17 protein-coding genes are annotated in these 21,847 nt (G+C 34.7%); 14 read left to right on the top strand and 3 right to left on the bottom strand.

Annotated elements, in window-relative coordinates; translation table 11 throughout:
* Positions 1-80: 80 nt before the first annotated feature.
* Positions 81-599 carry a CvpA family protein gene (locus GXM17_RS06415; RefSeq protein ID WP_163398471.1) on the bottom strand — a complete coding sequence of 173 codons (519 nt, stop codon included), beginning with the start codon at positions 597-599 and terminating at the stop codon, positions 81-83.
* Positions 600-739: 140 nt separating this feature from the next.
* On the opposite strand from GXM17_RS06415, the gene GXM17_RS06410 reads away from it, so the two are divergent.
* The 3 genes from GXM17_RS06410 to GXM17_RS06400 all read left to right on the top strand — a co-directional run bounded on the left by GXM17_RS06410 (position 740) and on the right by GXM17_RS06400 (position 2,738).
* On the top strand, positions 740-1,096 hold the full coding sequence (locus GXM17_RS06410) for a hypothetical protein (protein WP_163398470.1): 357 nt from the start codon (positions 740-742) through the stop codon (positions 1,094-1,096).
* A 132-nt stretch (positions 1,097-1,228) separates the two neighbouring features.
* Complete coding sequence (pheS, locus tag GXM17_RS06405) at positions 1,229-2,248, top strand: phenylalanine--tRNA ligase subunit alpha (RefSeq protein WP_163398469.1); 1,020 nt, start codon at positions 1,229-1,231, stop codon at positions 2,246-2,248.
* A gap of 82 nt (positions 2,249-2,330) precedes the next feature.
* A complete protein-coding gene (locus GXM17_RS06400) occupies positions 2,331-2,738 on the top strand; it encodes a hypothetical protein (RefSeq protein WP_057115256.1) in 408 nt (135 codons plus the stop codon).
* Between the two features lie 390 nt (positions 2,739-3,128).
* Here GXM17_RS06400 and GXM17_RS06395 read toward each other — a convergent pair whose 3' ends face one another.
* Positions 3,129-3,698 carry a 5-formyltetrahydrofolate cyclo-ligase gene (locus tag GXM17_RS06395; RefSeq protein ID WP_163398468.1) on the bottom strand — a complete coding sequence of 190 codons (570 nt, stop codon included), beginning with the start codon at positions 3,696-3,698 and terminating at the stop codon, positions 3,129-3,131.
* Positions 3,685-4,665 (bottom strand): succinylglutamate desuccinylase/aspartoacylase family protein, encoded by a 981-nt coding sequence (locus GXM17_RS06390; protein ID WP_163398467.1) that lies wholly within the window; start codon positions 4,663-4,665, stop codon positions 3,685-3,687. The genes GXM17_RS06395 and GXM17_RS06390 overlap by 14 nt, the downstream gene beginning before the upstream one ends.
* A 139-nt stretch (positions 4,666-4,804) precedes the next feature.
* Between GXM17_RS06390 and uvrC the strand changes: the two genes are divergently transcribed.
* From uvrC to GXM17_RS06335, 11 genes are all read left to right on the top strand, one after another.
* Positions 4,805-6,601 (top strand): excinuclease ABC subunit UvrC, encoded by a 1,797-nt coding sequence (uvrC, locus tag GXM17_RS06385; protein ID WP_163398466.1) that lies wholly within the window; start codon positions 4,805-4,807, stop codon positions 6,599-6,601.
* Positions 6,602-6,607: 6 nt separating this feature from the next.
* Positions 6,608-8,959: a patatin-like phospholipase family protein gene (locus tag GXM17_RS06380; protein WP_208796421.1), complete on the top strand. Its 2,352-nt coding sequence runs from the start codon at positions 6,608-6,610 to the stop codon at positions 8,957-8,959.
* A 215-nt stretch (positions 8,960-9,174) separates the two neighbouring features.
* The gene (locus GXM17_RS06375) at positions 9,175-10,359 is read left to right on the top strand and encodes a homogentisate 1,2-dioxygenase (protein ID WP_163398464.1); all 1,185 of its coding nucleotides are present in this window, start codon (positions 9,175-9,177) and stop codon (positions 10,357-10,359) included.
* Between the two features lie 193 nt (positions 10,360-10,552).
* The gene (gene hppD / locus GXM17_RS06370; RefSeq protein WP_163398463.1) at positions 10,553-11,713 is read left to right on the top strand and encodes a 4-hydroxyphenylpyruvate dioxygenase; all 1,161 of its coding nucleotides are present in this window, start codon (positions 10,553-10,555) and stop codon (positions 11,711-11,713) included.
* 297 nt (positions 11,714-12,010) lie between these two features.
* Positions 12,011-12,781 (top strand): DUF3108 domain-containing protein, encoded by a 771-nt coding sequence (locus tag GXM17_RS06365; protein WP_163398462.1) that lies wholly within the window; start codon positions 12,011-12,013, stop codon positions 12,779-12,781.
* The gene (locus GXM17_RS06360) at positions 12,781-13,722 is read left to right on the top strand and encodes a tryptophan 2,3-dioxygenase family protein (protein WP_163398461.1); all 942 of its coding nucleotides are present in this window, start codon (positions 12,781-12,783) and stop codon (positions 13,720-13,722) included. Before GXM17_RS06365 ends, GXM17_RS06360 begins: the two co-directional genes overlap by 1 nt.
* 23 nt (positions 13,723-13,745) lie before the next feature.
* Positions 13,746-14,966 carry a peptidoglycan DD-metalloendopeptidase family protein gene (locus GXM17_RS06355; protein ID WP_163398460.1) on the top strand — a complete coding sequence of 407 codons (1,221 nt, stop codon included), beginning with the start codon at positions 13,746-13,748 and terminating at the stop codon, positions 14,964-14,966.
* Positions 14,967-14,981: 15 nt separating this feature from the next.
* Positions 14,982-15,602: a hypothetical protein gene (locus GXM17_RS06350; protein WP_163398459.1), complete on the top strand. Its 621-nt coding sequence runs from the start codon at positions 14,982-14,984 to the stop codon at positions 15,600-15,602.
* A 115-nt stretch (positions 15,603-15,717) separates the two neighbouring features.
* Complete coding sequence (locus GXM17_RS06345; protein WP_163398458.1) at positions 15,718-16,455, top strand: YARHG domain-containing protein; 738 nt, start codon at positions 15,718-15,720, stop codon at positions 16,453-16,455.
* Between the two features lie 116 nt (positions 16,456-16,571).
* Entirely contained in the window at positions 16,572-18,215 is a 1,644-nt protein-coding gene (gene pgi, locus GXM17_RS06340; protein WP_163398457.1) for a glucose-6-phosphate isomerase, read from the top strand.
* A gap of 310 nt (positions 18,216-18,525) precedes the next feature.
* Positions 18,526-21,771, top strand: coding sequence for an outer membrane beta-barrel protein (locus tag GXM17_RS06335; RefSeq protein WP_163398456.1), 3,246 nt, complete (start codon positions 18,526-18,528; stop codon positions 21,769-21,771).
* Positions 21,772-21,847 lie beyond the last annotated feature (76 nt).

Below are 21,847 nucleotides of genomic sequence, written 5' to 3'. Positions count from 1 at the left end.
GAATCAGTGAGGTGTCAGGTTGAGCGGAGTCGAAGCCTCTTAAGTGTAAACTGCCTTAGATTCTAATCATTTGAAAATAATTATTTTTTTTGAGCATTAGCTTTTTTTAGCTTTTCATACCCTTTTTCAATCGAAGGATATACAAAAGCAGCTACTTTTTTAATCGGATTATAAAAGATATAATTGTCTAAAGTTTCTTTTTTAGCAAAAGTGTGATTGAAATTCATTTTTTCAAACAGCGCTATAAAAACACTTACGACCAAAACGGTTTTCAAAACCCTGAAAAAGCCTCCGCCCAACTTATTCGGCAATCCTAAATAAGCAAAATCAGCTATTCCGGTTAAAATTTTTGCTAAGAAATAAACACCGATTACCACTAAAATAAAAGTCAGAATAAAAGCGGTAACCTGCACCGTGTTTGGATTCCAGGAAACATATTTTATAATGATGTTTTTTAAAAAAGAGGAGAATTTAATGGCTATGTAAATTCCTAACAGTAAAGAAATAAAAGAAGCAACTTCTACAAAAAGGCCGTTTTTGATGCCTTTGTACAGGCTGAAGGCCAAAAGTGTCCCTAAAATTATGTCGAAAAAACTCATATTTACGGTTGTTTTAATGAGGCGCAAATATAAAAGAATTTATCAGGGATATGTTCTCAAATTTCAACTCCGTATCTTTGTAAGCTAAATTTTATGGTTTGAATTTATAATTCACAATTCATAATTTATAATTATAAGAAATGTCCAGAGATACACAACTAAAAGAGCGCTGGGAAAAGCTCGTCGATATATTGTCCAATCAGTTTTCGCAGGGCGAAGATTTAGATTTAGATGCCATAATTTACCTCATTGGGGTTCAGGAACTCGGTAAAGTACATCGTGAATTCAAAAAAGATGAAAAACTGAACCTGATGCATATTGCAATCTGCCGATTGTTAGAACCCTACGGATTTTATGAATTTGACTATTTCGACACAGAGGGCTGGCCACATTACAAAGTAAAAGAACAATTGCCGCCCTTAAAAGCAGGTGAACAATCGGTTTTAATGAAAGAAGCGATTGTAAATTATTTTTTAGAAAGAGAACTTATTGATTAAAAAACAGATATTGGAGAGAAGATTTTAGATTTTAGGCTGAAAATATAACAGAACTTTAGAAATACTTCTGACTTCTCACACCTGGTATCTGACTTTTTTCCTTAAATTTGTACCCTCAATTGTAGAATGGAAATGATAGACAAGATAAAAGAACATATCGAGGAAGCTAAAGCCTTTAACGAGAAAAATAAAGAATCTTTAGAGAAGTTCCGTGTTAAATATTTAGGGAGTAAAGGTTTGCTGAAAGAACTTTTTACGGAATTTAAAAACATACCTAACGACCAGAAAAAAGATTTTGGACAGGTAATCAATACTTTAAAAGCAGTTGCTGAAGAAAAAGTAAGAACGATTCAGGAAGAACTTGAAAGCAAAGAAGAAGTAAAAGGCTTTTTTGGAGACTTAACGCGTTCGCCTGAACCTGTAATTATTGGTTCACGTCATCCTATTTCGATTGTTAAAAATCAAATTATAGATATTTTTGCCAATATCGGTTTCAATGTTTCTGAAGGTCCGGAAATCGAAGACGACTGGCATAATTTTACTGCACTGAACTTACCGGAATACCATCCGGCGCGTGATATGCAGGATACCTTTTTTATCCAGACAAATCCTGATGTGTTGTTGCGTACGCATACATCCTCTGTTCAGGTGCGTTATATGGAAAATCATAAACCGCCAATTCGTACTATTTCTCCGGGACGTGTGTTTCGTAACGAAGCCATTTCGTCACGTTCGCACTGTATTTTTCATCAGGTGGAAGGATTGTACATTGACAAAGATGTTTCTTTCGCCGATTTAAAACAGACTTTGCTTTATTTTACAAAAGAAATGTTCGGTAAATCTAAGATTCGTTTGCGTCCGTCTTATTTTCCGTTTACAGAACCAAGTGCCGAAATTGATATTTACTGGGGCTTGAAAACCGAAACCGATTACCGTATCACAAAAGGAACCGGCTGGCTGGAAATTGGAGGCTGCGGAATGGTAGATCCAAACGTTCTTAAAAACTGCGACATAAATCCTGATGAATACAAAGGTTTTGCTTTCGGAATGGGAGTAGAGCGTATTGCGATGCTTTTATATCAAATTGGAGATATCCGTATGTTTTACGAAAATGATGTTCGTTTCTTAGAACAATTCAAAGCAAGTATTTAATTTTTTATAAGTTCGAAGTCCTTAGTCCTTAGTTTTTTGCTAGGGACTAAGGACTATGTATTTTGGACTATTTACTAAAACAATGAAAAAAGATATCATAATCCCCGAAGTTGAAAACGTATTTTTAGCCGCTGTTCAGGAATGGAGCGATGATTTTATGGAAAAAGTGTGGTACGCTTATCTGGTAAACGACAGCGACTTCAATTTAGACAGCGTCATGGTCGTTTCAAAAGCGTTCGGAACGATTGATGGCGAAATGAAAAAAACGTCTATCCTTCGACATGCTTTTGTTGAGGTTCCTGCAGTTTCTGTAGTAAAAATCGAAATGATCGAAAAAAGCCTTTTGGTTTTAAACAACGAGTTTATGGTAACTTTCTTCATCGGAAATACGTTATACGACAAGAAATTCATCTTTAAATCAAACCTAATCAACGAAAATAACACTGAAGAAGTGCCGATTCTTTTTGTTGAAGGGGTTATGGTGAAATAAGTTTTTAAAAAATTACTGATTCTAATTATCAAATTCGTCAGTTCGAGTATTTTTTAAGTGGGGAAACGGAACAAAAAATGTATAGAGAACCCTTATGGAACTAAAATTTCTGAATACTCTTTTTGTGCCGATTTTGTTCGTTGAGGATTATGGTGAAATAGGTTTAAACTTATTGATTTGTAATTTTGAAAATTCGTCAGTTCGAGTATTTTTTGAGTAGGGAAACGGAACAAAAAATGTATCGAGAACCCTTATGAAACCAAGACTTCTCGATACATTTTTGGCTAATAAAATTTATTTTCAAAACAAAACCTGGAGCCAAAAACACTCGAAGTGACGTGGTGTTAATTAGTTTCGACTTCTTATAAAGCTAACCATAGAAACAAGTTCTTAAAACCTATAAACCTTCTCAGGTGTCACACAATAATCCAGTTTTATATCCGATTCAAAAACATCATCAATCTGCGCTACAGCTTCAAAAAATGAAAGCCCGATTTTGATGGTTTCAGGTTTGCATTCGGCTAAAAATTTATCGTAAAATCCCTTTCCGTAGCCAATACGGTTTCCAAAAATATCAAAAGCCAAAAGCGGTACAAAAACCACTTCAATAGTTTGAGAAGGAACAGACAAACCATTTACAGGTTCCGGAATATTGTATTCATTCTTTTTGATTTTGGTATTGTCCGTCAATAAAAAATGAGTCATAGTTCGGGTGTCAAAATCACTTTTTGAAATGACGATCTCTTTATCTTTTCCGGAAAGCAAATGCAGGATATACTCAGTGTTGATTTCTTTTTGTTCTTCAATAGGAAGAAAAACATGGTAATACGTTTTGTCCCAAATTGGCAGGGAGATTAACTGATTACTTATTTCAAGACTTTTTTCTTCAATATCTTCCTGATCGAGTTCTTTTCGGAGGTTTTTATGGAGTATGCGAAGTTCTTTTTTAGTCGTCGGCATTTTCATCTACATTTTTAGAGATATGGTAAATAGCATCACCCTGATAAACGATAGGCGAGTGATTGGCGTTAATGACATAACCGTCATGTGGTGCTTTTACTTTTTGTTCAAATTTACCAAAGGGATCTGTAATGGTGGCTAGAATAGTTCCTTTAGTGACAAATTTGGTAATCATGTTATAATCATGTAATAATCCGGATTGTTTTGCCCTTAGCCAAACAGAATTCTTAATGCAAATGGAAGGAAACATCGCTTCTTCAACAACATGTTTTGGATTGAGCATGTTCAGATAATTCAATAAACGTTTAACCCCCTTTATGCCTTCGTTCGCAACGGCATCATTTATATCCAGTGATTTTCCACCTTCAAAAAGCAGCATTTTTACATTGGCTTTTTCAGAGGTGCTTCTAAAGGATCCACTAATATTTTTAGAAAATAAAGTAAACGGAGCATCAAAAACATCAGCGAGAATTTTTAATTCGGGGTTGTTATCTGTAATCCGAATTTGAGGAGCATTAAATCGTCCTGCTCCACCAGCGTGAAAATCTACTGCATAGTCAATAATAGGCAATACCTGATTGGTAATGTGAAAAGCAAAACGGCTTGCCAGTGACCCTTTTTTGCTTCCCGGAAAAACACGGTTCAGATCTCGTCCGTCAGGAAATTCCCTTGATTTGTTGACAAAACCGTAAATATTGATAATCGGAATACAAATAATAGTTCCGCGCGTGGGACGATTGATTTTTTTGCTGATGATTTGGCGGACTATTTCAATACCGTTTATTTCATCGCCGTGAATTCCGGCTGAGAACAAAACTACCGGTCCGTCAAATTTAGATCTCCGCACGACAATCGGAATATTAAGTTTGGTTGTAGTGTGTAATCTGGCAATTTCTACATTGATCGTTTTATTTTCTCCGGGCAAAATCGATTCGCCAAAAAGAACTATCGGGGCATTGTTTTTCATGTCGGATTTTAAACAGGCTCTAAATATAGAAATTATTCTTTTGATTTCGTAAATTTGAAAAGATTTCAGTGTTAAGCTTTCCATTGCCAAATCGGAATGATTTTTGACAAGCCCTTATTACATTTTCAGATAAAATATAATGCAAATACCATCTTTAGAACTTCAGATTCAAACCCTGCCGGACAATCCCGGTGTGTATCAGTATTACGATAAAGACGGTAAGATTTTGTATGTTGGAAAAGCCAAAAACCTCAAAAAAAGGGTTTCCTCTTATTTCAATAAAATTCACGATACAAGGAAAACCAATGTGCTGGTAAAAAAAATTATTACTATAAAACACATTGTTGTCCCTACTGAAACTGATGCGCTTTTATTGGAAAATAATTTAATCAAAAGTCTGCAACCACGTTATAATGTGCTGCTTCGTGATGACAAAAGCTACCCTTGGATCTGTATCAAAAAAGAGCCTTTTTCAAGAATATTTTTGACCAGAAGAATGATAAAAGACGGGTCTGAATATTTTGGCCCGTACACTAATTTTAAAATGGTGTACACGATTTTAGATTTAATCAAAGAATTGTATCCGTTACGAACCTGCAATTATGATTTAAGTGAATCGAATATCAACTCCGGAAAATTCAAGGTTTGTCTGGAATATCACATTGGCAATTGCAAAGGGCCTTGTGAAGGGCTGGAACCTTTGGAAGAATACCAAAGACAAGTCAATGCGATTCGCGAAATCCTGAAAGGGAATTTTAAAGAAAGTTTAAAGGATTTCAGGAAACTGATGAACACCTACGCTCAGAATCTGCAATTTGAAGAAGCGCAGAAAATCAAGGAAAAAATTGAAATTCTCGAAAATTACCAATCCAGATCAACCATCATCAATCCGAAGATTACCAATATCGATGTTTTCTCGATTGTATCTGATGAAAGTGCGGCTTATGTCAACTTTTTGCAGATTTCGCATGGATCAATTATTCGTTCGCATACTTTAGAAATGAAGAAAAAGCTGGATGAAAGTGATGAGGAATTATTAGAATTGGCCATTGTAGAACTTCGTGAACGTTTTCAGTTGTTATCAAAAGAAATAATTGTTCCTTTTGAACTGGATTTAGGCGAAAACATCAAAATAACCGTTCCGCAGCTTGGAGACAAAAAGCAGATTTTAGATTTATCGATTCGAAATGCCAAATTCTACCGAATCGAACAACTCAAACAGTTGCAGATTGTAGATCCGGACAGACATGTAAACCGAATCATGGCGCAAATGCAGAAAGACCTGCGTTTGCCAACAGAGCCGCGGCATATTGAATGTTTTGATAACTCGAACATTCAGGGAACAAATCCTGTGGCAGCCTGTGTGGTTTTTAAAGATGGAAAGCCAAGCAAGAAAGATTACCGTCATTTTAACGTAAAAACGGTTGAAGGCCCGGACGATTTTGCTTCAATGACCGAGATTGTATATCGTCGTTACAAAAGACTGCTGGACGAAAATGAACCGCTTCCGCAGCTGATTATTATCGATGGTGGAAAAGGACAGTTATCAGCAGCCCTGAAAAGTATTGATGAATTAGGACTGCGCGGTAAAATAGCTATCATCGGAATTGCAAAACGCCTTGAAGAACTGTTTTATCCAGGCGATTCGATTCCGTTGTATCTCGATAAAAAGTCAGAAACACTTAAGGTTATCCAGCAATTGCGAAACGAAGCTCACCGTTTCGGAATCACTTTTCACCGTGACAAGCGCAGCAAAGCGGCACTTAATTCGTCTGTAGAAAGTATTCCGGGGATTGGAGAAAAAACCATGCTTACGTTAATTAAGCATTTCAAAAGTGTTAAGAGATTGAAATTGGCTACAGAAAAAGAAATTTCTGAAGTGATCGGAGCATCAAAAGCCAAAAAAATTGTCGAATTTTACAAAATCAATCCATAAGTTTTTATGCGCCTAATCCAGCTGTCCATTTCAAACACTCGGTCAAAAAGCTTTTTTTCCAATGCAAAAAAAGGAGCTTCTTTGGTCGCTCTTTTTTTACAGGAAAAAACAGCTTTTTGCCTCTCGCGGTTTTCCATTTCCATCTGGGGCGTGGCATTGGTGTTTTTAATACTACTGTCATTTACTCCGCAAAATTCATTTTCACAGGAAAAAAAACAAGACAGTATTAAAAGACCCAAAATAGGTTTGGTTTTAAGTGGCGGGGGAGCCAAAGGATTTGCCCATATTGGCGTTTTAAAAGTTTTAGAGGAAGCAGGAATCAAAGTAGATTACATTGGCGGAACCAGTATGGGGGCCGTTATTGGAGGACTTTATGCGACAGGATATAATGCAGCACAAATTGACTCGATTTTCAGACAAACCAATTTTGATGAATTAATTAATGACTATATCCCAAGGGCTTCCAAAAATTTCTATGGTAAACGAAATGACGAACTTTATGCGATTGTGTTGCCTTTTAGTAATTTAAGAGTTGGAATTCCCGAAGCACTTTCAAAAGGAATGTATAATTACAACTTATTAAGCAGTCTGACCCGTAATGTGCGGCACGTACGCGACTTTAATAAACTGCCAACTCCTTTTTTATGTATCGGAACTGATATTGAAACTGGTGAGGAGGTGGTGCTGAACAAAGGAAATCTGGCGCAGGCGATGGTAGCAAGTGCCGCTTTTCCGTCATTGTTTTCACCTGTTGAAGTTGATGGAAAATTATTGGTTGACGGAGGTGTCGTGAATAATTATCCTATTAAGGAAGTTCGCAATTTAGGAGCAGATATCATAATTGGGGTTGATGTTCAGGATGATTTGCTGACCAGAAAAAACCTGAAAAATGCAACAAGGATTCTCGTGCAGATTACGAATCTGCAGTCTATCGAAAAAATGAATGCCAAGAGGGCTGATACCGATATTTATATTAAACCGGATATTCGCGATTTCGGTGTTATTTCATTTGATAAAGGCGGAGAGATCATAAGAAGAGGAGAAGATGCCACGTTTGAGGTCTATGAAAGAATTAAAGCTTTGGCAAACGAACAAACTTTTTATAAAAAGCCTAAATTAAAAATAGCTTCGGATACGCTCGAGATCAAAAAAATAAACAATACAAAGCTTAAGGATTATACGAAAGAATACATAACAAGCAAGCTTCGTTTTAAGTCCGGCAGTACCATAACGTATGAAGATCTTCGGGTAGGAATAAATAATATAGATGCTACACACAACTTCAGCGCTATTTCTTATTCACTTGAGCAAAATGGAGATAAAGATGATTTGAATCTGGTGCTGAAAGAGAATCCTACGCACACTTACTTAAAACTGGGGCTGCATTATGACGGTCTTTACAAAAGTGCAGTTTTGTTAAACCTGACACATAGAAAAACATTTCTAAAAAACGACAATACTTCACTGGACATTGTTCTTGGGGATAATTTCAGGTACGATTTTAATTACTATGTCGAAAACGGTTTTAATATCAGCTTTGGTTTCAACTCAAGGCTTAACCAGTTCAACCGAAATGTAACCGAAACCATCAGCAAACATTCAACAGGCAGCCAGGACAATCTGATTAATGTAGATTTTTTGGATATTTCAAATCAGGCCTATTTTCAGACTATTTTTGTGCAAAAATTCCTTATGGGCGGCGGGCTTGAATATAAGTTTCTGAAAATAAAATCTCCAACACTGGACACTGATTCAACCATTGATGAGAGTAATTATTTTAGTGTTTTCGGATATCTAAAATACGATTCCTTTGATAACAAAAGTTTTCCGCGAACAGGGTGGTATTTCTCAGGGGATGTCCAGACTTATCTTGCTTCGTCTGATTATACCGGGCAGTTCAATCCTTTTTCTACTGCAAAAGCAGAGATTGGAATAGCCAGAACGGTTTTTAATAAGGCAACTATAAAATTTGAGTCGAATGCCGGATTTGCTTTTGGGAATGACAGCGTACCTTTTTTTGATTATATCCTGGGAGGGTATGGTTATAACAAAGTAAATAATTTCAATTATTTTTATGGTTATGACTTCCTGAGTATCGCCGGAGACAGTTATATAAAAGCAGGCATAACTTTCGATTATGAAATATTCAGAAAAAATCACCTTAATTTTTCTGCCAATTATGCTAATATTGGAGACGATCTTTTTAGTACTGTTGACTGGATTGATATGCCTAAATATTCGGGTTATGCATTAGGCTATGGTTTAGAAACCATTATTGGTCCGATTGAAGTAAAGTATTCATGGTCTCCGGAAAATCCAAAAGGTTATACGTGGTTTAATATTGGATTTTTGTTTTAATTTGTAATTTAACTCAATTAAAATTACGATATTTGTTGTAATGAAAACAAAATGGACAGGTTTATTAGAGTATCTTCAATTCCTCATCAAGAGAAATCCTGAGTAAGCTATCGAATTGAGATAATTGAGGTCATTCTGAGAATGATTAGATTATCTGTTCACACAATTCTGATTTTCGATTTATCTAATTTACAAATTATCTAATTGAAAAAGCCATGCCATTATATCATAAACTCGGAAACTTTCCGCAAAAGCGACACACCCAATTTGAAAAACCAAACGACGGTTTTTATTATGAACAATTGTTTGGAACAGAAGGTTTTCATGGACATTCTTCATTGTCGTATCATACACACAGACCAACACAGGTCAAAGAAATTCTAAATTCCTATTCGGTTGAACCAAAAATTGCAATTGGAAAAAATATAAAATCATTGTTATTCAAAGGTTTCGAATTAAAACCTGAGAATGATTTCCTTGACAGCCGAAAAGCCATGTTAGTCAATAAAGACTGTATTATCGGATTGGCAGCACCCAAACAATCGCTTCGTAATTATTTCTACAAAAACGCTGATGCCGACGAAATGCTTTTCATTCATAAAGGAAAAGGAAAGTTAAGAACCATGTTAGGAAACATTCCTTTTGAATATGGCGATTATCTGATTATTCCGCGTGGCATCATTTACCAGATAGAATTTGACTCGAGCAATAGCGAACAGGCGAAGCAAACCGAAGAAAACAGGCTTTTTTACGTAGAATCCTATTCTCCTTTTTATACGCCAAAACGTTATAAAAATCAATCGGGTCAGCATTTAGAGCATTCGCCTTTTTGCGAACGTGATTTTATTCTGCCAAATGAACTGGAAACGCATGATGAAAAAGGTGATTTTTTAATTAAAATCAAAAAGGAAGGCATGATTCACGAAATGGTTTATGCCACACATCCTTTTGACGTTGTGGGCTGGGACGGTTATAATTTTCCTTATGGGTTCTCTATTCATAATTTCGAACCTATAACCGGACGTGTTCACCAGCCGCCTCCCGTACACCAGACTTTTGAAACGGCCAATTTTGTCGTTTGTTCATTCTGCCCCAGACTTTACGATTATCATCCAAAAGCGATTCCGGCACCCTATAACCACAGCAATATAGATTCTGACGAAGTATTATATTATGTTGATGGAGATTTTATGAGCCGTAATAATATCGAACAGGGACATATCACATTACACCCAAAAGGAATTCCGCACGGTCCGGCTCCAGGTGCAATGGAACGAAGTATTGGTCACAAAGAAACTCGGGAATTAGCTGTAATGGTCGATACTTTCAGGCCGCTTATGGTTACCGAGGAAGCTATGAGACTGGATGATGGTGAGTATTACAAATCGTGGACTGAGTAGTCATTGCGAGGAACGAAGCAATCTTATCTACAGCATAATTTTAAGGAGCTATTCCTGCTATCCGTTGCAATCTTTTATTTTTTAAACAAAAAAACAAAAGGATTTCCACTCCTATCAGGGCTAAAATCAAACATCTAAAACAACATTTTCGGTTCATCAAATAAGCGATCCACCGATTAAATAAATAAACAAAATGAGTAAACAAGTAAAATCAGTAGAATACGGATTAGAGAAAATATTCGAAGGAGCACAGGATTTCCTTCCGTTATTAGGAACAGATTATGTAGAATTCTACGTTGGAAACGCCAAACAATCCGCACATTATTATAAAACAGCATTTGGTTATCAGTCATTGGCGTATGCAGGATTAGAAACCGGAGTAAAAGACAGAGCATCTTATGTTTTGAAGCAGGACAAAATCAGAATTGTTCTGACCACGCCTTTAACAGCAGACTCTCCCATCAACGAACATTTGAAAAAGCATGGTGACGGAGTAAAAGTAGCAGCGCTTTGGGTTGAAGATGCTACGAAATCTTATGAAGAAACCATGAAACGTGGTGCACGTTCTTTTATGGAACCAACTGTTGAGGAAGATGAATTTGGTCAGGTAGTTCGTTCCGGAATTTATACGTACGGAGAAACGGTTCACATTTTTGTAGAAAGAAAAAATTACAATGGCGTTTTCCTGCCAGGTTATAAAGAATGGAAATCAGATTACAATCCGGAACCAACGGGATTAAAGTATATTGATCACATGGTTGGAAATGTAGGCTGGAATGAAATGAATACCTGGGTAAAATTTTACGAAGACGTTATGGGGTTTGTAAATTTCCTGTCTTTTGATGACAAGCAGATCAATACAGAATATTCGGCTCTGATGAGTAAAGTAATGTCAAATGGAAACGGAAGAATCAAATTTCCAATCAACGAACCGGCAGAAGGAAAGAAAAAATCACAAATTGAAGAATATTTGGATTTTTATGGCGGACCAGGAATTCAGCATATTGCTATTGCAACAGATGACATCATCAAAACGGTTTCTGAATTAAAATCGAGAGGAGTAGAATTTTTATCCAAACCGCCTCATACGTATTATGAAGCAATTCCTGAAAGATTAGGCGTTCATATGGATATGATGAAAGAAGATTTAAACGAAATTGAAAAATTAGCCATCATGGTCGATGCTGATGAAGACGGGTACTTATTGCAGATATTTACCAAGCCGGTTCAGGACAGACCTACGCTTTTCTTTGAAATTATACAAAGAATGGGAGCGAAAGGCTTTGGTGCAGGAAACTTTAAAGCTCTTTTTGAATCTATTGAAAGAGAACAGGAGTTAAGGGGAACTTTGTAAAATTAAGTTTTTTTTACATAATGTAAAAAAATCCCCTATAAATTGATGATTTTAATGCAAATGTTTTGTTAAACTCGCTATTTGCTGTTTATTATTTAAACTTTGTATCTATCTTTGCACTCGCAAATCAGGAAGGGGTGGTTTCCTTCCGGAATTGATATAAATTTTCATAATTTATAGTTTTTTGGTTAGTTAATAGCAATAAAAACTCAGTCATTCGTTGACTGAGTTTTTTTGTTTTGGTATATTTGGAATAAAATTTGCGTTTATCCATGAATAAACAGTAAATGTCTTATTATGAAAAAACTAACTTTATATATATTACTTCTCAGTACACTAAGTTTTGATACCTACAAAGAAGATGCTTTTGATGTGGGGGAATATTTCAGATTCAGAATTCATTACGGAATTGTAAATGCAGGTTATGCCACTCTTGAGGTTAAGGAGGCTACTGTAAATAATAAAAAAGTCTTTCACGCCATAGGTAAAGGTTATACAACCGGTATGTCTAAATTTTTCTTTAAAGTTGAAGATTTATACGAAAGTTATTTCGACAAAGAAAACGGTGATCCTTACCGATATATCCGAAAAATAAACGAAGGAGGTTATACTAAAAATCAGGAAGGGTTTTTTATGCAGTCGCAAAATCGTGTTTTAGTGAAAGATTATAAGCGTAAAACCGAAAAAACCATTCTTGTTACAGATAAGGCTCAGGACATTATTTCTGCTTTTTATTATTTGCGTAATCATCCAAATATCGACAAATTAAAATCGGGCGAATCCATTACAATTGATATGTTTTTTGATGAGGAGATCACAAAATTTAAGTTAAAATATATAGGTCGTCAGGATATTACAACTAAATTTGGCACCGTTTCAACGATGGTTTTTAAGCCACTGGTGCAAACAGGGCGTGTTTTTAAGGAAAAAGAAAGTGTAACGCTTTGGATAACAGACGACAATAATAAAGTTCCGGTAAGAATAAAAGCCGATTTGGCGGTCGGATCACTTAAGGCCGATCTTGACCAATACAAAGGATTAAAATATCCATTTAAAGTAAAAAAATAATGAATACCACAGATAATTCTGAATCAATCCTGAAAGAAATTGATCTTAAATTTAAAGCCATAAATCAAAGAACGGATGTTCAGCTTGAAGGGTTGCTTTGGTCAAAACCAATTACCTATTGGGATTATATTCAGACTGATGCGCTTTTGAACCTTCAAATACAGCGTACTACGCTTCCGGATGAAATGGTTTTTATAATGTACCATCAGGTCAACGAGTTGATTTTTAAAATGGTGCTGTGGGAAATTGACCAGATTGCAGATACTGAAAATATTCAGGTTGATTTTTTTAGCGAAAGACTTTCCAGGATTACCCGCTATTTTGATATGCTGACCAATTCATTCAGTATTATGGAAAACGGAATGGAGGTTGATCAATACATGAAATTCAGGAATACCCTGACTCCCGCGAGTGGTTTTCAGAGTGCACAATACAGAATGATCGAATTTGGTTCCACAGATGTCATTAATCTGACGGATCGTAGATATAAGGCTAATTTTGATCAAAACACTGATGTAGAAACTTCTTTTGAGCATTTGTACTGGCAGGCTGCAGGGAAAGATTATCACACAGGCGAGAAATCATACTTGCTTCAGGAATTCGAAAAGAAATATAAAGGACAGTTTTTGCGTCAGATGTCAGATTTTAAAACTAAAAATATCTGGAAAAAATTTACGCAGTTACCAGTTGAAGACCAGCAAAATCCGGAATTAATTATGGCTATGCGTCATTACGATTATACAGTTAATATTACCTGGGTAATGCAGCATTTAAATACAGCTATAAAATATATTTTAGAAAGCGGAAAGGGTAATGGTGAAGCAACCGGAGGAAGCGACTGGCAAAAATATATGCATCCAAAATACCAAAGACGCATCTTTTTTCCTAAATTGTGGAGCGAAGAAGAATTGTCTAATTGGGGAAATGAGCCAACTGCTTAGTTTTCCGGAAAAAAAATAAAAGGTTGAAAAAAGCATTCGTAATTATAACACTCTTACTTTCAATAATTTCATGTAATAAAACAGAAGAAAAAGTTGAAGCTAAAATTAGTAAGCCAAAAACTAAAAAAGTAGAATTTGGATTTAATTACAATGATTTTAATGTTGTTCACGATACTGTAAAAAAGGGAGATTCTTTCGGATCTATAATTCAAGGCCAGAATATTGGCGAAAAAAAGGTTTATACTATTGTTGAACAGGTAAAAGATTCTTTTAATGTAAGGACTATTCGCTACAATAAACCTTATACCATTCTTCGGTCAAAAAATAAAACCAATAAACTGCAGGTTTTTATTTATCAGCCAGATGCACTTACATATTATGTTGTAGATTTAAGGGACAGTGTGGCAACTGCTTATAAAAAAGTAAAGCCGGTTACGTTTAAACGTAAAATAATTGGCGGGGTTTTAAAAAGCTCTTTGTCTGAAACTTTAGGGAATAATAGTGTCGAAGCTGCACTTGCCAGCCGTATAACCAAGGTTTTTTCATGGTCTATAGATTTCTTTAAACTTAAAAAAGGAGATCGCTACGGCTTAATTTTTACTGAACGTTTCATCAATGGTAAAACCTACGACGGAGTAGAAGATTTACAGGCAGCCTTTTTTGAATATAAAGGAAAAATTATTTATGCTTTTCCATTTGAAAAAGATTCTCTTTCCGGAAAGATTGAATATTATGATGATGAAGGCAAGACACTTAAGAATTTCTTCTTAAAAACACCAATTAAATTCAGCCGTATCACTTCCAGATTTACAATGAGAAGGTTTCATCCTGTCCAACACCGATGGAAAGCCCATAAAGGAACTGATTATGCAGCTCCAAGAGGAACTCCGATTTCTACAACAGCCTCAGGGGTTGTAGAACAAACAGGTTACACAGCCGGAAACGGAAATTTCGTTAAAGTCAAACACAATAAAACATATTCTACACAATATTTGCACATGTCTAAAATTCTGGTCCGTCGTGGGCAGCGTGTTACGCAGGGGCAGACTATTGGGCTTGTCGGAAGTACAGGATTAGCTTCAGGTCCTCATGTTTGCTATCGTTTCTGGAAAAACGGCGTTCAGGTAGATGCACTCAGACTTAATTTGCCAACCGGAGAATCTTTAACCGGAAATGATAAAACCCGTTTCTTAAAACAAATGGAACCTTTAAAGAGAGAGCTGGATAGTATCGGTAATCTGTAGTACTTTTTAGAAAACATGAAAAACAAACGCATTAAAGAAACTCTTGATGAGACTTTTTCAGATTTAAAACTATTTTACAGGGATACTGATTTGACTGACAGCTTAATTGAAAAGTACAAAGCTGGTCAAATAATAAAAGAAAAAGGCTTTACCGATATGACTTCTATGGGTGGAGGACTTTCAGGGAATTTCAGATATTTAATTGCAAGTGCGAATGCAAAAGATTTGTCGAAATTTAATCCTGATTCTGCTAAAATCGGACATTTTCTTTTGGATGAAATTTCATTTTTTAAGGTATTGGATATTCAGAAAATCGGGAATAAAACTCAGGTTTTTCTGCTTCATATTCCGGATAATTCACTTTCACTTTTTAAAAACTCAACTTCTAATATTGAAGAAGAGATAACAGAAAAAGCCAGACAAAAATTCAGTTCCAAAATCAATTCTCCTTTAATCCCGGAATTGCAAACCGGAGACTGGAAAGAAAGAACAAAATCACCAATTGGGATGAGTGAAAATGGTGAACTATTTTTTGATGATTCAACTATAAAAACTGAAAAACCAAAAAGAATTGAAATTAATGCCGAGAAAAAAACAATCGAAATCAATAAAAAGCCGTGGTGGAAGATTTGGTGATTCATTGCGTTATTTTTCTATAGAAAACAATCTCAAATTTGCTAAATTCAATAAACAGATAAAATCAACTGAAAAACTTTTGATTTATTTTAAATATTCATTACAATACAAACAAATGAGAATAAAAACAATTTTGAGTTTAATCACTCTGCTCTTCTTACAAACTTTATTTGGACAAATTCTAAAAGATTGTTCCTTATGTAAAAATCAATTGATTAAAAATGAACAAATTAAAGATTTAAATATTGATAAAATAAGACTTTTAACCAATGAAATATTTGCAAGAAATGGCTATGAATTTGAAAACTCAAGATTTCAACAATATTTTGAAAGCAAATCGTGGTATAAGTCAATCAGAGATAATAAAAAAGTTATACTTAACGATACTGAAAAGAAAAATGTTGCTTTTTTTAAAGAGATAACCAAAAATTTAGAGAGCAAAAGAAATGAAATGATTGATGAAATTAAAAACTTTAAAGTTCTTATTGATCAAGATAACATTAGTGAACTAAAAAGTAAATATAATTTCAACTATGAAGAGAACCATAATAGCGGAGAAAAAAAATTCTTAAAAGAAGTTTTTAGCAAAATTAATCTTAATGATATTAATTTTTACAAAGATAAAGGGATTTACAAAACTATAGATGACAATGGATTTGTACAAATTGTTTATACGGTTTATATCGAAAATGACGGAATAGACATTTCATATAATTACATGAGCCATTCTGAGATTATTGAAGGTTTTGATGAGTATTCCGATTATTATTCTGAAAACGAGTTCAGTTACAATTGGCAATTTAAGTTCATTAAAAATAAATTGAATTTTATCAGGCTTATGGTAGCTGGCTAGTATGCAAAGTTGAATTTAGAAAATAAATCGTTTTCGTAACTAATTGCCCCGCAAAGAAGTATTAAAAGCTAATTTCAGTATTTTTGTGTTTCTAAAAAAACTACAATCTTATTAAAATGGCTTTAAATACAACAAATCCAACAGGAACTGATGCGTGGAAAAATCTTCAAAACCACTTTAACGCAATTCAGCAGACTACAATACAGGAATTATTTCAACAAGATAGTGCACGTGCAGAAAAATTCAGCTTGCAATGGAATGACTTTCTAGTCGATTATTCTAAAAACAATATTAGTGAAGAAACTATTTCGCTTTTGCTTGAATTGGCAAATTCAATTGAATTAAAAAGTGCGATTACTCAATATTTCGGAGGAGAAATCATCAATCAGACAGAAAACAGAGCCGTTTTGCATACAGCTTTGCGTGCTCCTGAATCTGCAGTTATAAAAGTTGACGGAGAAAATGTAATTCCGGAAGTTTACGAAGTCAAAGACAAAATTAAAAATTTCACAAACGAAGTAATTTCGGGAGAGAGAAAAGGATATACAGGAAAAGCGTTCACTGATATTGTCAATATCGGTATTGGAGGTTCTGATCTTGGTCCTGTAATGGCTGTGGAAGCGTTGCAATTTTATAAAAATCACTTAAATGTGCATTTCGTTTCGAATGTTGACGGCGATCATGTAAATGAAGTAATCAAAAAATTAAATCCTGAAACCACATTGTTTTTAATTGTTTCTAAAACTTTCACGACTCAGGAAACCTTATCGAATTCAGAAACGATAAAAGATTGGTTTTTAAAATCAGCTTCTCAGGAAGATATCGCTAAACATTTTGTGGCAGTTTCAACCAACATTCAAAAAGTAACCCAATTCGGAATTAATCCTGACAACGTTTTCCCGATGTGGGACTGGGTTGGAGGAAGATTTTCTTTATGGAGTGCTGTTGGTTTGAGCATTGCTTTAGCGATTGGTTTTGATAATTACAATGATTTACTGAAAGGAGCCAACGAAATGGACGAACATTTCAAGTCGGCTGAATTTGATCAAAACATTCCGGTAATCTTGGCTTTATTGAGCGTTTGGTACAATAATTTTTATGGTGCCGAAAGTGAAGCTTTGATTCCATATACGCAGTATTTACAAAAACTGGCACCCTACCTGCAGCAGGCAACGATGGAAAGCAACGGAAAAAGCGTTGGCCGCGACGGAAAACCGGTTAACTATCAAACCGGAACCATTATCTGGGGTGAGCCGGGAACCAATTCGCAGCATGCATTTTTTCAATTAATTCATCAGGGAACAAAATTGATTCCGACAGACTTTATCGGATTCATAAAACCATTATACGGAAATGAGGATCATCACGATAAATTAATGTCTAACTTTTTTGCGCAGACAGAAGCTTTATTAAATGGAAAAACGGCTGCACAAGTCCAGGCAGAATTTGACAAACAAGGTCTTTCTGCAGAAAAAGCAGCTTACTTATTGCCTTTTAAAGTTTTTACAGGCAACAAACCAACCAATACAATCCTAATTGAAAAACTAACGCCCAAAAGTTTGGGTTCCCTGATTGCTTTATACGAACATAAGATTTTTGTTCAGGGAGTAATTTGGAACATATTTAGTTTTGACCAATGGGGAGTAGAATTAGGGAAACAATTGGCCAATTCCATTTTAGATGAAATAAATACAAAATCAGTAAAACCTCACGATAGCTCGACTTTATTTTTACTTAATTATTTCTTAAGCAAAAAATAAATCACCTTTCATTTTAGAAAATATAAACGCCATAATTTTTTAAGTTTATGGCGTTTTTTGTTATAATTTTTTAAAATTTCTTACAAAAAAATGTCATTATTGCCAGGATGTAAAGATAGACAGTAAATATTGTTATGATTTTAATAAAAAAAATGAATATTAAAATAAATAATTAAATTTTATTTATCATTTATAGAAAAAATTGTTTTAATGCTTAACAGGATTTGTAAAACTTGCTTTTCTTAACTTTTCGATAACATTATCTGATTAATTTGTTATAATTTTGCCAAAAACAAATAACAAACAACAGATGAAAAAATTGTCAAAGTTTCTCTTAATGCTTTTAGCATTTATTTATGCAGGAGATATTTATGCGCAAGGTAACACTACTTCTTCCATAAATGGAGTTGTAAATGATTCACAAAACAAATCACTTCCAGGAGCAACAATACTTGCTGTTCACGAAGCTTCTGGTAGCCGTTATTCAACGACTACCGATTTTGATGGTCATTTTAGAATTTCAAACATGCGTGTAGGTGGTCCTTATAAAATTGAAGTTACTTATATGGGCTTTAAGACCTATACGGAAACAGGGGTTTATTTACAGCTGGGAGACTCAAAAGCTTTAAAAGTCAATTTAAAAGACGAAGCTAATGAACTTAGTGAAGTTGTAGTAGTTGGAAGAAAAGATCCAATGTTTAATTCTAAAAAAACGGGAGCACAGACAGTTATTGATAATGAAAAAATAAAAGAATTACCATCTTTATCACGAAATATTGCTGACTTTGCAAGGCTTACTCCGCAAGCACAGCTTCGTGGAGATGATCAAATCTCAATTAGTGGTCAAAATAACAGGTTTAATGCTATTTATATTGATGGTGCTGTAAATAATGATGTTTTTGGATTAGCTGCAAATGGTACTAACGGAGGACAAACAGGTGTTAGTCCAATTTCATTAGATGCAATTGAGCAGTTTCAGGTGAGTGTTTCGCCTTATGATGTTAAATTATCAGGTTTTGCCGGAGGTGCGATTAGTGCAATTACCCGTTCTGGAACAAATAATTTTGATGGTTCTGCTTACTTTTTGTACAGAGATCAATCTTTGGCAGGAAAAACTCCTACACGTTCGGGAAGTGGTATAGAAAGAACCCGATTATCGGATTTCTCTGCAAAAACTTATGGTGTAAGGGCAGGTGGAGCTATTGTAAAAGATAAATTGTTTTATTTCATTAACTATGAGAAACAAGAAAATGAAACACCACAACCTTTTGATATTGCAAATTACACAGGAAATTCGAATGCTGCAGGATTAGAAACTTTAAGTAATTATTTAATCAATACTTATAAATATAATCCTGGATCTTACGGAAATAATACTTCGTCCTTAATTAGTGATAAATTAATTGCAAAAATTGACTGGAACATAAACGATAATCACAAAATCTCTGCTAAAAACAGTTATGTAAAAGCAACGAATTTTTCACCGTATCGTTCTTCTGCTGTAGCAATTAACTTTTTAAACGGTGCTCAAAATTTTGAATCCATCACAAACTCAGCATCATTAGAGTGGAATGCACGTTTCAGTAATAAATTTTCAAACAACTTAGTAATAGGATATACAACTGTAAATGATGACAGAGATCCTTCAGGTGATCCTTTTCCATCTGTTGAGATTAGAGACGGTTCAGGAACCATTTACTTTGGAGCGGAAACGGCATCAACTGCAAACTTATTAGAGCAACGCGTTTTAACTGTTACAGATAACTTTGAAATAAACGCTGGTAAACATAATATCTTAATTGGTACACATAATGAATTTTCGTATGCAAATAACATATTTATAAACAGAAACTATGGCTATTATCAATACAATAATTTAGCTGATTTTATGAATACTACTACTCCTGTTAGACCAATTAGATATCGTCTAGGTTATTCATTATTTGGTGGGACTGGGGATAATTCAATAGGTTCTGGAGATTTTAACATGAACCAATTCGGACTATATGTTCAGGACAATATCAGATTAAATGATAATTTCAGAATCTCTGTTGGTGTTCGTGCTGATTTACCAGTATGGGAAAAAGGTTTAGCGAATGAAGATTTTAATAACAGAACCATTCCTTTATTACAAGCAGCAGGTAAAGATTTAAAAGGAGCAGAAGTAGGGCAAGCTATTAAAAACACTGTTCATTTTTCTCCTAGAATTGGATTTAATTACGATGTAAACGGAGAAAAAATAACTCAGATCAGAGGAGGTATCGGAGTATTTACGTCTAGACTACCTCTAGTTTGGCCAGGAGGTACTTACAATAATAATGGTTTATCTCAAAATGCTATTGATCTAAGAACACAAGCTACGAATCCTCTTTTCAATAGCAACACAGACTTAAACAGTCAATTGTACAGTAACGGACAGCCTATTACAACTGCATTACCTGGAAGTGGAAAAGTAGGTGGAAATGTTGATTTATTTTCTAAAGATTTCAAATTACCACAAGTTTTAAAAACAAGTTTAGCTTTTGATCGTAAATTAGGAAGCGGATGGTCAATCTCTGCTGAAGGAATTTGGAATGAAAACCTAACTTCTATCCAATATCAAAACTTAAACATTGCCGGTCCACAATCTTATTTAACAGGGGCTGACAATAGACCTAACTATAAAGGAGTATTAGTTGACAATACGTATCAAGGTATTTATTTAGCATCTAACAAAAAAGCAGGAAGTTCTTGGAATACCAACTTTACAGTAACTAAAAATTTCTATTCTGATTTTATTGACGCAAACATTTCTGCTAGCTATGCTTATGGAGAATCAAATGTTTGGTTTGATGCTACAAGTTCTCAAAACAGTTCTCAATGGAATTACATAGAAACTGTTAACGGATCTAATGCTGTTACTGGAGTTTCAAGATCTGATTTTGACCAAGGTTCAAGAGTTTTAGCTAATTCTTCTATCAAATTCAAATGGAATGAATCTATCAAAACTACTTTAGGTATCTTCTACGAGGGAGTATCAGGAACACCTATAAGCTATATCTACAATGATAATGGTCAATTAATGCAAGATACTTTTAGTAACTCTGCTTTAGTTTACGTTCCTGCCAACAGAAGCGAAATTAATTTAGTAGCAACTTCAACTTTAACGGCTGATCAACAATGGGAAGCTCTAGATCAATTCATTTCGAGCAATAAATATTTAAATAGTAGAAGAGGAAAATATGCTGAACGTAACGGAGACCGTTTAGACTGGAGTCATGTTGTAGATGTGAAAATTGCACAGGAATTCTCTATAAACGTTAATAAAAAAAGTCATAAATTAGAATTTACAGCTGACATCTTTAACTTCACTAATTTGTTAAATAAAAACTGGGGAAGAAGATATTTCGCTACTAACGACCAGGTTTTATTGTTAAACCGTGTTGGAAATTTACCTGACGGAACAACTCCAACATTTAACTTCAATCCTAATACAACCGTAAATCAAATTGATGATGCAGGATTACAATCTTCAAGATGGCAAATGCAAATTGGAGCTAGATATTCTTTCAATTAATTAAGAACCAAACTAAATATCAAAGCGGCACTGACTTTATAAGTCATTGCCGTTTTTTTTTCACCTTTTTTGTTAT

The organism is Flavobacterium fluviatile (assembly GCF_010645065.1).
GTDB classification, from domain to species: Bacteria; Bacteroidota; Bacteroidia; order Flavobacteriales; family Flavobacteriaceae; genus Flavobacterium; species Flavobacterium fluviatile.
This window is presented reverse-complemented; position numbering and strand designations above follow the sequence as displayed.